The organism is Clostridium sp. Ade.TY (assembly GCF_000498355.1).
Lineage (GTDB): Bacteria > Bacillota > Clostridia > Clostridiales > Clostridiaceae > Clostridium.
In genome coordinates this window covers 197,910-211,071 of the sequence record NZ_AVSV01000029.1, presented here as the reverse complement: position 1 = coordinate 211,071, position 13,162 = coordinate 197,910, and the positions used below count along the sequence as shown (strand labels likewise).

Below are 13,162 nucleotides of genomic sequence, written 5' to 3'. Positions count from 1 at the left end.
ATTAAGTTTTGTGGAGGGTTTAACTTGGGAGTTTTAGGAGAATTACTAAATTCTTTTACTGGTCAAGGAATTGTAGGATTTCTATTTATTTTTATTATTTTAGCATTAGGTGGAACTGGTATAGTCTTAAGTTTAAAACTTAAAAAAGATTATATTGAATTAAAAAATGACTTTGAAAGTTCCCCTATAATTAACAATGAAACAGGAGAGAGAAATATAGAAGATAGTACTCTTTACAATATTTCAGAAGAGTTTAAAAGAAGTGCTAGTAAGGGAACTGAGAACATAAATACAGAAGTGCTTATGGCAAAACATTTAAGAAACAGATTAAATGTAAATGAAAAGGCACTTCATTTATTTCCAGCTTCATCTATAGCATTAGGTCTTCTTGGAACTTTTTTAGGACTTACAGTTTCAATTAATTCAACAAATACTGTTTTAGAATCTGGTGTTAATTCAATGGAAACATTTCTAAGTCGTATGGAAATACCACTTCAAGGCATGGCAAGTGCGTTTTGGACTAGTATTTTTGGTGTTATTATGTCTTTAATTTTAAATTATATAATACAGCTTACAAAAAAGGAAAAGGAAAACTTTTATGACTTGTTTGAAGATTATTTAGATAATATTTTATATAGCGAGCATGCTTTTAGTTTTGTTACTCAATTTGAAAGATTTAATGATGTTATTAAAGGTTCAATGATTGATTTAACTAAAGAGATTAGAGTTTTATTTAAAGAGGGAATTGATGAACTTGTAAATAACATTAATAAAAATACAGTTGATATGACTGAGTCTGCAAAGGTTCTTGCCATTTATACTAAAGATTTAGAACTTGTAATAAGTTCTCTTAATAATTCTGTGGATAACTTTAAAGCACCTATTGATAAGTTTAAAGGTTCAATTGATGACTTTAATATAACAACAGAAAAGTTAGAATTTATAATGAATACTTCAATAAACAAGCTTTCAGATAAAATGGATGTTTTAGCTGAAGTGCTTAATAAATTAGATATGTCAATGGATGGACAAAAGGAAGTTATTGAAGTTGTTAATGATGAGATAAGGTCTTATAAAGAAATAGTAAGTAGAAGTTATAGAGAACTTTCAGAAGGAATTTACAATATTTCTAAATCAATAGATCAAAATAATGAGCTTTCAAAAGAACATATTGATGAATTAAAGGATGTTTATGAAGGGGTAAATGAAACGATAGGAGATTTTGCAGCTAATGTAGATTCATTAAAAGAGGGCATTGGCGAAGTTGTTTCAAGAATAATAAAAGAGGAGCTTTTAAATATATCAGATGAAATTGCAGAAAAACTTCAAGTTTCAATTAGAGGTATAGAGGAAGCAACAGATAGTTTAAGTTATAATACTAGAACTATTGGAGAGCTTGTACGTGCAACTAATGAATGGGTTGCTGTGGCAAATGATGATTAAAGGAGGGCCTCTTTATGAAAATAAGAACAAGAAAATATAGAAGCAGGGAAGAAGGACAGTCCTATTGGCCATCTTTTGTTGATGTTATGAGTGTTTTTGCTCTTGTATTTTTCTTTCTTATGATGATTTCAATGGCTATATCATCACTATTTGTTGATAATATATCGAAAAAGAGAGAAGAAATATATAATTCTATACAAGCTAATTTAGATAAAAATAATGTTGATGAAAATATTATGTATTTTGATAGAAATGAAGGAAAGATGGTTTTAAATACAGAAACATTTTTTGAAACAGATAAATGGGTATTAAAAAAAGATGGTAAAGATTTAGCAAATAAGCTTAATAGTATTTTTTATGATATTTTAGCTTCAGAAAATATAAAAGATGAAATTGAATATATAGAAGTTGTTGGGCATACAGATTATGCAGGAAGTACTATAGAAAACAGAAAACTTTCAACAGAACGTGCAATGAGTTTTTTAAATGCTATGGTACCAATTAATAGTCCTCTTGAAAATGAATTTGGAGGAAAGTTTAAGGCTTCTGGAATGTCAGAGTTTGAAACTAATCCTAATAAAGAAGATAGAGATAAGAAAGAATACACTAAAGAAGATATAGAAAATACTAAGGATCAGAGAAAAATTGAAATTAATATGGTATTTTCTAATAAAGATTTAGAAGAGGCTATAAAGTCTAGAGTAAGTAACTAGGAGGACTTTATATGGAATTAGATAATAAATTGTATGGGTTTAGTGTAGAGGATGCATTAAGATATAGAGAAAGAACATCTCTTACAGATAAAATGTTAACTTACAAAAAGGAAAATGGCCTTCATAAAGAGTTTTGGATTAAATATGAAAGTGATGGACTTCTTTATAATATAAATAAAGTTTCTGTAAAGCATAGTGAGATAATAGATGTTATAATTGAAAATTCTCTTTATGAAAAAAGAATAAAAGTATCTATAAATATTCCAAGGCAATTAAGACGTGAATATAATTTTAAAGAAACTTTAGTTATATATACAGGTTATGATGTTAGGGAATTTTCCTTTTATGTTCAATGTGAAGGAGCAAGAATAGAAAAAAATATTGTAAAACTTACTGATGTTTTAAAGTACAAAAAAAGTGAAACTGTACTTTTAAGTATAGTAGACAATATGAATGAAATAGATGATATATTGGATATTACAAGAAAGGCTCCATACATTATAGATATGGACCTTTCTATAGATACTTATTTAAAGGTTATAAAAAACTGTAAGGATATTTCAAAAAATGATATAAAGATTGCATTGTTTTGTGAAGAGCTTATAAAAAATAAAGCTATTATAACTAATGATATTGTAGAGTCTGTAAAAAATATGTATAGAAGAGGACTGGTTACTAGAAATACTATAGGAGCTATAAAATATTTAAGTATGACTTGTTCCAATAATAGAGAACTAAGTTTTATACTTCTTGGAATAAAAGCAAAGCTTAATTATATTGATGATGACTTTGCAAAAGAATTTGTAAAGTTATATAAAGAAGCTCCAGATGTTAAGGCTTTGGATAAAATATTAAACTTAATATTATATTCAGATAAGATTAAGTACAATAAAGAGCTTATAAAAATAGTATTTGGATTTTATAGAAGAAATAATGATGTAAAATCTTTAACAACTGTATGCAGATGGCTTACTAAAAATAAGGTTTCGTTAGAGATTTATGGAATAGGAATTAAAGATAGAAATCTTTTGGTTAAAGCTTATAGAAAAGATATTATAGATTGGAAAGAGCTTTTAGTTTATTCAGATGGATATTATAGTAAAAGTATTTATATAAGAGATACTTTAATTAAGCTTTTTGAAGATAAACTTTTAAGAGGTAAAGAAAAAGATAAAAGATTTATATATTCAAAGTATAGTCATATAGTAAAAGATTTAAGCAAGTATAACAAAATTATATATAGAGATTATATTGATTTTATTTTAAATCTTCATAATAGAACAGATACTTTTAAAACTATTACCCTTGAAAATTATTTAAATAACTTTAGAGATTCTCTATCAAAAGAGGATAAAAATAATATAATAAAAAAAATAATAACTTTTTATATACAATCAGGAAATAAAGAGAAATATATAAAGGTTATAAAAGAAAATAAAGAAATTTTAAAATCTATAATATATAGCAATATAAAAAATATTAATTTTATAGAAGAAATTTTATTTAGTGATTTAAGAAAAGAAATAGAGTTTAATAATGAGTTATTAAGTGAATTTTCATCATGTATTATAAAAAATAAAAGGTTTGAATTATTGTTTTATATTTTAGAAGAATATAAAAATATAGAAAATTATGATGATAACCTATTTAAAGTAGTTAAAAGTTTTATATCCAACTTTAACGGAATAAATGAAGCAGTATACCAAAAAACTATATTTCCAATTTATTATAAATTATCCTTTGAGGACAAGGAAAAGCTTTATAAATATTTATTAAATAGAGAAGATTTACCTTATTATTTTAGAGAAGAAAATTATAAATTATTTAATATTAATAAAGATAAAAAAATTATAATTGATAGTTTTTTAAATGGAAATAATGAAAGTGTATTTTCTAAAAATTTAACTCTTAAAGAATATTTTAATGAAGATGATATTTTCTTAAAGGGATTAAAAAAAGGTTATGAAGATGACTTTACAATAAATATTGTTTTAGAGAAAATATCAAATAAGTTTAAAAGTGATAAACAATATGTAGTAAATTTATGTTCTAATATAAAAAATAAAAATATAAAACTTAAAAATATAGAAACTTATGCAAGAGATTATTTAAAATTTAAAAATAATAAAGTTAATAAATATGTATTTGAAGAATTTAGAATAACTAATAAAACCTTTGGAGAAGTATGTGATAAAGTAGAGATTTCTAATATATTTACTTTAGAAACTGAAAGTGGATATATATTTAAAGATGAAAATATAAAAAGTTTAATAAAGAAATATTTAAAGAAAAATTATATATCCTTTGATGAAATAGAAGGAGAAGTTATAGTAATTAAGGAAAAGCCTAGTAATAGTATTAAAGATAATAATATAAATTTATTTTTGAAAAATATGATGAAAATTATATTGATTCAGCAAAATCTTATAAGTAGTGGATATATAATTGTAGATTTTTTAGAAGATAGCTTTATTTATTTTAAAGAAAATATATTTTTAAATAATCTTCAAAATATATCAATATTTAAATATGAGGTTGATGGTAAAAATAATAAAGACTTTAATATAGAGAAATCTTCTGTTAATAGTTTAAAATATTTTATAAATAAAAATATTAAAACTTTAAGTTTAGAAGATAAGGATAAGGCAGAGTTAATTAAAAATACAATTACAAAAAATATTATTTATAGAGATAAAATAAAAACTTATGGGGAACTTAAAGAAGCTATTGATGAAATTTTAAAGGGAGAAGATGATGGATTTAAAGAATATAAATATAATAAATATTTAGATGACTATTCAATTCTTCAAGATAATTTTAAGGATAAGGTAATAGAGCTTATATTAAAGCGTTCTGATATAAGAAAAAAAGCAAAAAGTATAATTATATATGAAGATATTTATGAAAAAGCAAGAGAAGAGTATTTTAAATATTTAATTAATTGCTTTAATAATCATTTTTTTGATTTGGAAGGACGTGACTTTAAAGAAATATATGAAAAAATAATAAGTATTATAAAAGAAGATAAAAATATTGCTTATGAATATCAAAATGAAATTACTGAAGTATTTTTAAATGCACCAAATAGGTGTAATTATAGTGGATATGATGTTCTTTTTGAAGTTAAAAGATTCTCTGATGTATTTGATGTAGATTATATTAGAGATAAAATTATAAGCTAAAATAAATAAACGTAGGTATATTAAAATAATACCTACGTTTATTATATAAATACATTATTAGTATTTATTTTAATTTAATATTCAATCAGTTTAAGTCTTATTTAAAATAAATCATTATCACAATCATTACATTGTGAGGCTTTATCTACTTTGTTGCAATATTGCTCATCTGGAATATCTACAGTTAATATAGAATTTTTTTCTTCAATTATTGAATATAAACTTTTTTCTACTATAAAAGTTGATAATATTTTAGCATCAAATACTAATGAGTCATCTTCTTCATAAAGGTTACTAGTTGCTTCAATACAATCTACAGAAAGTTTTGGATTAAAGTTATCTCTAATGGTTACTTTTTCAATAGCTTTTGGTATACATAATTCATTGTAGAAATTATATACAAAAGGTAAACCTAATAAAATTCCAACCATAAACAAAGTATCAGTATTATTGTCTTCAGAATCTAGAGCACTTCCAGATAAATCACATATTGCTGTAAAAGGTAAACAGCCTATTTTTCCATATGCAGTTATTTTAAGATTGTAAAAAATAAAAGAAATATAATTTTCGAATATTTTACATAAATTATTACAGCATTTTATAGAATTAAATTTATTATCTAAGTTAAAGATTAAATTATTTGATAAATTTACTTTAATAATCTCTTCGTTATATTCTGATATTCCATTAAATATTGTTCCAGGTAATGGTTCTGGATTTACATCTTTTAAACATACAGTAATAGTTTTTTCGTATGGATTTTCATCGAAATTGAAAGTAAAAGGATATATTCCATCATATTGAATACAAATTTTATCAATACAAATTTTATAAGAAGTATTATAATTTTCATTATTCGGTGGTTTGCTTATTATTTTGAATTTAGGTTGATAATAGTATGAATTTGAAAGACCTTTATATGAATAAGATGATGTGGAACAATCAAATATTTTATTAGATAAAATAGGGATACTTTTAACTGTATTTAAGTCAGGAATGATATTAGGAAGTTCTTCACAACACTTAGATTTACAATTTAGTTTTAGTGGAGAACATTCTGTATTAGAGCAGCATTTATCTTTATTATTATAAGTGGACATAAAAAATCCTCCTTAATTGATTTTAAAATATAAATTTAACTTTACTTATATTGTATGAAGAAAATTAAATTATTGTTATAAATAAAATAAACGTAGGTATAAATTATACCTACGTTTAGATTGTCGACAAACTAATTTGTGATTAACAAAGCTTATTCCATATCATAAGAACAAGGATGACATGGGTTGTCATGTTCTGGTTTATGACAATATTGTTTTCTTGGAGTTGGAATAGCTAAAACTGATAATTTTTCTTCTGATAAAGCAAATACAGTTTTCTTTATTAATAATGAAGATTCTACATCAGCAGTAAAACTATATGTCTCTGACTCTTTTGACAACTCACTTGGAGAATCAACACAATCTATTGAAAGACAAGATTCAAAGTTTTCACGAATTGTTATTCCAGAGTTTGATTGAGGAATACATAGTTTACCAAAGAAATTATAATTGTCTGGTAACCCTAATAATGTGCTAAGTTGGAAATCAGTTCCATCACCAGCTGTTGGAACATATTCAGCAGTAAAAGGTAAGCAACCAATTCTACCAGTTACAACAACCTTAAATCCTAAAATTCTAAAAGGTATATTTTGCTCAACAACTTTACATTGTCTTCCTTCTTTTATATGGTGATGTTCATAACAACAAGTAGTATTATTAACATTAAATACTAAATTATTTGAAATAAAATAAGGTCTTGATTCAGGATAAGGTATAGCTGATCCAGGAACAGCTTGAGGAGCAACGCTGTTAGAACATACATTTATTACAGGATTAGAAGCTGGAAAAAGTTGTCCATTTGATGTTTGGAATACAGGACCAATAGCATCATATTTAACACAAACTTTATCTATACATACTTTACCAGTATATGCAGTAGATGGAGGTAATGGTGTGCTTGTAACAGTAAATGTGGCAGCTTTTTTTATCATAAAGTTAGCATTTTCTAATTTTATGCAATCAAATATTCTATTTACTAACGTTGGCACAGCATAAGCTTTACTTAAATCTGGGATTACAGGAGGTAATCCTTCACAACACTCAGGTTTGCAATTTGGCTTAAGTGGAGCACAATCTGCATCTGGGCAGCATTTAACATGATCATCACAAGGTTTATGGTCTTCGTGATTGTGTTTAAAATCTTCGTAACAATGTAGATCATCTTCGAAGAAAGGAATATTATTACAATCGGACATAAAAATTTCCTCCTTAAAAATAAATTTATAAATTGAATTTCTTACTTATATATTATGAGAATGATTCAAATATGTTTACGAATAATTTAATTTAATATGAAAAATCTGACGAATTATAAGAATAAACAAACGTAGGAAATTTTCCTACGTTTATTTAAATTTATTTTTTTTCAGAATTATTACAGTACTGTTCTTTAGGTGTTCTAGCAACTAATACTGATATTTTATCTTCAACCAGAGCATATAAAGATTTTATTATTGAAAGAGATGATTCTACATTGGCTTCAAAGAAAAAATCTTCTCCATCTTGTTGTAATGGGGTTGTAGGTTCTATACATTCTATAGATAAATATTCTTTAAAGTTTTCTTTTAATAAGATTCCAGAATTTAAGTGAGGTAAACATATTTTTCCGAAGAAGTTAAAGTTTGAAGGGAAACCTAAAACAGTTACTAAATTTCCACTTATAGTATCGGATTGAGCTGTAAAAGGTAAGCAACCAGCTCTACCAGTTACAGTTATAACTAAATTACTAATATAAAAGTTTAAATTTCTTTCTAAAACTTTACAATTAACTCCAGTTTTATGATTATCATAATTGTTGCAGCAAGGAATATTATTTATTGTGAAGGAGAAATTATTTGCAATAGGTGTTCCGTTTACTATTATTGGATCAATAGCAATTGGATTAACTTCTTTTGAACATACTGTAATTTTACCATCTAAAATATTGTTAGTAATAGTAGCGCCTATAGCATCGTATTTAAATGATACTCTATCAACACAGACATTAGATTCATTTGTATAACCTGGAGATTGAAGCGGATTTGAAATTAAGGCAAATTGTAAATTTTCTAATACTCCAAATAATGAATTTTCTAATGTCATACAGTCAAATATTCTATTAGTTAAAATTGGAACACTATAAATTGAATTTAGATTAGGAATGGTTTTTGGTAAACCTGTACAACATTCTGTTTTGCAATTTTGTTTAAATGGGTCACATGTTGAAGAAGTACAACATGGTATAGGCTTGTGAAAGTGTTCATCATGGGTTTCTTTAGTTTCAAAATATAAATCTTTATCTTTACAATATTTATAATTGGACATATAAAAATCCTCCTTATAAAGCTTAGCTTAAGTTTATCATTTTATACAATATATGGTAATTAAACATTATTAGATATTTTTAATCTATAAAATAAAAATATTAAAACTATAATTTGAATTAAAGTTTATAATAAAAAATAATTTACTTACTTATATATTATGAAAAACTATTTATATGTTTACAGAAAAATTAAAATAAAAACACGATTGAATTTATACGATCAATCGTGTTTTTATTGAATGTTTAATGTATATTTAATATAAAATATTTAGTAATGATATAGGTTCTTCAATTAAAGTAGTTATAGTTTTTTTGAAAATAAATAGTGATTCTATATCTGCTTTAAAACTATAAATAGATTTATTTAATTTAATTTTTGAATTATCTGTATTTATCCCTCTTATATAAAGAGATGGATTAAAAGTTTGTCTTAAAGTTACATTTTTATAATTTGGAATTTTTATATTGCAAAAAAAATCAAATGTATAAGGTTGATTTAAAGCATAACATATAAATCTTGTACCAGGTTCATATGTTGCAGTAAATGGCAATAAATTTGTTGTTCCAGAAACAGTTATTTTTAATCCTGTAATTCCAAAAATAATATTTTGTTCAATTAATGAAGAAATTTCACTTAAATGGTCACAATCAACATTAAATTCAAAATTATTTGAAATACCAAATGGTATTGATCCTATTCCAGTACAACTTTCATCAGGATTTAGAATAAAATCAGTTGATTTAGACACTATTAATTCTGGAACTGCTATTGGATAAACTCTTTTTTTAGATAATACAAAATAACCTAATAAAATTTTACTTTCAGGTGTAAATAAAGCAGCTATTGAATCATATTCTAATTTAAAATTATTTATACATAAACTTTCTCCAATTTTATAATTAGTATTTTGTGGAGGTGAGCTTATAATATTAAAGTTTGCATCATTTTTTATTGTTACATTGGAACTTTCTAAATCTATATAATCAAATACTCTGTTTGATAAAATAGAAGTACTTTCAATTACGCTTAAGTCAGTTACTGAATTTAATATATTTTTATTAAACATTTAAATCCTCCTTTTAAAAGACTCATAATATATCTTATGATATTAATAAAAATATGTATATATAAGTAACAAGTCATTAATGTAAATTTATGAATATAACTTTTAAAGTGAAGTTATACCTTTTGTAATAGATGATAATAATAGGGTTTTTATTAATTGTAATTATGAAAAAAGATTTATAATTTAAAAAATTATAGTAATTTATTTAAGTTTTGTTGATGTTTGTTTTAATATAGATTTAAGTTAAATAGTAGTATTTTAGAATATAGATTTAATATAAAATATTCGTATGTATTTAATTAGCTGTATATAAAAGTCATAATATAGACTTTAAAAAATATAAATAATAGGAGAAATTATATTTTATAATTTCTCCTATTATTTTATTTAATTAACTATATATGGGTGATAAATAAAAAAATCATAACAATTTATTTAAGTTTTCATAGTTTAAATGGAAGGAGAATTTTTAATAAGGAGGAAAGTTATGAAAAATTTTGTTAGAAATTTAATTGAATATCAAGGAATAGATGCTTATGAAGATGAAGTATGTCCTATAAAAGAAACTACAAGTTTTAAGCAAACTACTATTGATGTAAATTTATGTGTACCAAAAGAGAAGCCAGATATTGAACAAGTAGTAAAAGTTTCTATAAAAAAAGAGGTAGTAAAATACAAAGTTGTAAAAACACCTGTTGGAATATCAGAAGAAGGTCAGGAAATTACAGGAAATAAACTTTTAGTCATGGGAGATATTATTCTAAAGATATTTTATGTTGCTGATGAACCAGAGCAAAGCATGCATAGTTTTCATGTAGTAATACCATTTTGCGAATATATAGTACTTCCATCTAAATTTAAGGGATTTAGCGTAGTATCACCAGAGATATATGTAGAAGATGTTTATGTAAGAGAACAAGATTGTAGGTGCCTTTTTGGAAATGTAACACTACTTACTGTAGCAGACTTATGTTAAAGGAGGTATTTTTATGACATTTAGAAGTGATTATTCACCAAATCAATCTTTACCAGAAGAAGTTAAATATTTTAAAGAAGAAATAATTAATGAGGTATTAACACTTCCTGATAAAAAACCTAATATGGAAAGAATGTTAAAGCCTCTTGTAAGTATATCAGTAGAAGATAAAAAGCTTATAAAAACAGAAAAAGGATTATCAAATGAAGGTCAAAATTTAACTGGTTGGAAATTAGTTGTAAAGCTTAGAATAAAAGAAAAAATAACTTATGTGGCAGATAGATGTACTCAATCAGTTCATGCAGCTCATTATGAAACAATTCAAAATTTATTTATCATATTACCTGAAAAAATAGACGGTGAGCTTGTTTGTGATTTATTTAAAAAATCAAAATTAAGTATTACTCCTTATGTAGAGTGTGTGGAAGCAAGGATGTTAGATAATAGAAGTATTCATAAATGCGTAATGCTTTTAGTTGATGTTAAAAAGATTTAGTTAATAAAGAATTGGGGGATGAAAATGATAAATCCATTGACGGTTGAAAAACTAAGCAATATTAGTGAAGCTGTAGTTTCAGATATAGTTACTTATTCCATAAAAATAACAAATACAACTGGAGTAATAATAAATCAAATCAATATAAAAGATTTATTGAGCCCAGATTTAAATTTTATAGAAGGAAGCGTATATGCAGGAAACATAAATATTCCTAATGGAAATATTTTATCTGGAGTTAATGTTGGTAACTTAGGTGTTGGTTCTGAAATTATAGTAACTTTTAAAGCTGAAATAGTTAGTAAAAGTGGAAAGTTAATAACTAATAAATCAACAGTTACTTTTAATTATATAGATCCAGATGAGGGTATTAATAAAATAGCAGTTCAAGATAGTAATGAAAATCAAATATTAGTTGAAATTGCAGATCTTTATATAACTAAGACAACGGATAAAGAAGAAGTTATGCTAAATGATGTAATAAGCTACAGACTAGTTATAGAAAATAAAGGAACAATAGATGTTTTAAATATAGTATTAAAGGATATTATAAATGCTCCAACTGAACTAGTATCAGGCTCTTTTAAAGTAAATGGAGTTATAGTAAATGATGTAAATACTGAAAACGGTGTAAATATAGGCGGATTACTTGAAGGAAAAAGTATAACGGTAGATTATAAGGTTAAAGTTAAAGGTGGAACTTGTTCAGGGTTTATAGTAAATAATGCATATGCAGAATATGATTATGTACTTCCAGATGGAGTAACTGGTAAAAGATCTAGTAATATAGCACAAGTAATGGTATCAGTTCAAATAGTTTCATTTAAACAACTTTGTTTAAGTAAAAATTGTATAATACCTTGTGAAAAGCCAGATATTGAAGAAATAAATGATGTTGAAGTGGATGTGGTTATTGATAATAGTTATGTGATAAATACAATTAAGGCTCAATCAAATGAAGGACAAAAATTAAGTGGTAAAAAATTAATAATTCATGGGCATTTAAATGTAATTATTGAGTATACTGCTGCATTAAAAACTCAGCCTATACATTCTGCACATTGTACAATTCCTTTTAGTACATTTTTAATACTTCCAGAAGATTATATAGATAATCAATATGTTGAAATTAAAAGTGTCATAGAGAATTTAGATGCAGATGCTATAAATGAGAGAGTAGCAACGGTTAATATAGTATTTTTAATAATAGCAAAAACAAATTAAAGAGAGGGGTTATTTTATGAAAAATAATTATACAAATGGAGTTCTAGGTAATTCAATAGATATTCATGTTGATAGATGTGATAATAGTGCTGAAATAAGAGCGGATATAAAGGTTGATGAGTTTAATTCTAAAAGAATTTGGGGGCAAGTTTTAAATTGTAATGGAGAACCAGTTCCAAATAGTTTAGTTAAACTAGTTAGAGTAGTTTGTCAAGGAAATAGAAAATATTATGAAGGAATAGCTCATACAATAACAGACTGTGAAGGATTTTATCAATTTGATGTATGCGAAAATTTAGATAATGAATGTTATAAGATAATAATAAATAAAGCAGTTACAGGTCCTGAAAAAGTAGTAAAGACTAATGGTGGAAATTGTAATGCCTGTGTGCCTGATAATGGATATCCGAATGGACATGGACAATATGATCCTTGCAGAAGGTATGAGCCAGTAGTTACTAATTATAATTCAACTGATTGTGATTGTAATAATCAAGGTTGTGGAGGACAGCATCATCATGAACACAACCATGGTAATAATTGTGGATGCAATGAAGAATATGTTGAGGATAGATTTAGAAATACACATGGTAAAGATAATAGATATACAAATTATGCATCTTATACAAGATAAAATATTTCATATTTAACTGAAA

The 13,162-nt window shown here is 24.8% G+C and carries 11 protein-coding genes; 7 read left to right on the top strand and 4 right to left on the bottom strand.

The window, feature by feature from the left end; all coding sequences use genetic code 11:
* Positions 1–24 precede the first annotated feature (24 nt).
* The 3 genes from O212_RS0112610 to O212_RS0112600 are packed head-to-tail and all read left to right on the top strand — an operon-like array spanning position 25 to position 5,338.
* Positions 25–1,443 (top strand): hypothetical protein, encoded by a 1,419-nt coding sequence (locus tag O212_RS0112610; protein WP_024615460.1) that lies wholly within the window; start codon positions 25–27, stop codon positions 1,441–1,443.
* A 14-nt stretch (positions 1,444–1,457) separates the two neighbouring features.
* The gene (locus O212_RS0112605; RefSeq protein ID WP_024615459.1) at positions 1,458–2,156 is read left to right on the top strand and encodes an OmpA family protein; all 699 of its coding nucleotides are present in this window, start codon (positions 1,458–1,460) and stop codon (positions 2,154–2,156) included.
* An 11-nt stretch (positions 2,157–2,167) separates the two neighbouring features.
* Positions 2,168–5,338, top strand: coding sequence for a hypothetical protein (locus O212_RS0112600; protein ID WP_024615458.1), 3,171 nt, complete (start codon positions 2,168–2,170; stop codon positions 5,336–5,338).
* A 101-nt stretch (positions 5,339–5,439) separates the two neighbouring features.
* On the opposite strand, the gene O212_RS0112595 is transcribed toward O212_RS0112600, so the two are convergent.
* The 4 genes from O212_RS0112595 to O212_RS0112580 all read right to left on the bottom strand — a co-directional run bounded on the left by O212_RS0112595 (position 5,440) and on the right by O212_RS0112580 (position 9,810).
* On the bottom strand, positions 5,440–6,438 hold the full coding sequence (locus O212_RS0112595; RefSeq protein ID WP_024615457.1) for a hypothetical protein: 999 nt from the start codon (positions 6,436–6,438) through the stop codon (positions 5,440–5,442).
* Between the two features lie 152 nt (positions 6,439–6,590).
* Positions 6,591–7,634: a hypothetical protein gene (locus tag O212_RS0112590; protein ID WP_024615456.1), complete on the bottom strand. Its 1,044-nt coding sequence runs from the start codon at positions 7,632–7,634 to the stop codon at positions 6,591–6,593.
* A 160-nt stretch (positions 7,635–7,794) separates the two neighbouring features.
* Positions 7,795–8,742 carry a hypothetical protein gene (locus O212_RS0112585; RefSeq protein ID WP_024615455.1) on the bottom strand — a complete coding sequence of 316 codons (948 nt, stop codon included), beginning with the start codon at positions 8,740–8,742 and terminating at the stop codon, positions 7,795–7,797.
* Positions 8,743–8,997: 255 nt separating this feature from the next.
* Complete coding sequence (locus tag O212_RS0112580; RefSeq protein WP_024615454.1) at positions 8,998–9,810, bottom strand: hypothetical protein; 813 nt, start codon at positions 9,808–9,810, stop codon at positions 8,998–9,000.
* 487 nt (positions 9,811–10,297) lie between these two features.
* On the opposite strand from O212_RS0112580, the gene O212_RS0112575 reads away from it, so the two are divergent.
* From O212_RS0112575 to O212_RS0112560, 4 genes are read left to right on the top strand one after another with little or no spacing between them, the layout of a single operon-like run.
* The gene (locus O212_RS0112575; protein WP_024615453.1) at positions 10,298–10,786 is read left to right on the top strand and encodes a DUF3794 domain-containing protein; all 489 of its coding nucleotides are present in this window, start codon (positions 10,298–10,300) and stop codon (positions 10,784–10,786) included.
* 13 nt (positions 10,787–10,799) lie between these two features.
* Positions 10,800–11,282, top strand: coding sequence for a hypothetical protein (locus tag O212_RS0112570; protein ID WP_024615452.1), 483 nt, complete (start codon positions 10,800–10,802; stop codon positions 11,280–11,282).
* Positions 11,283–11,300: 18 nt separating this feature from the next.
* Positions 11,301–12,506 (top strand): SPOCS domain-containing protein, encoded by a 1,206-nt coding sequence (locus O212_RS0112565; RefSeq protein ID WP_081705857.1) that lies wholly within the window; start codon positions 11,301–11,303, stop codon positions 12,504–12,506.
* A gap of 16 nt (positions 12,507–12,522) precedes the next feature.
* The gene (locus tag O212_RS0112560) at positions 12,523–13,140 is read left to right on the top strand and encodes a hypothetical protein (protein WP_024615450.1); all 618 of its coding nucleotides are present in this window, start codon (positions 12,523–12,525) and stop codon (positions 13,138–13,140) included.
* The last annotated feature ends 22 nt before the right edge of the window (positions 13,141–13,162 follow it).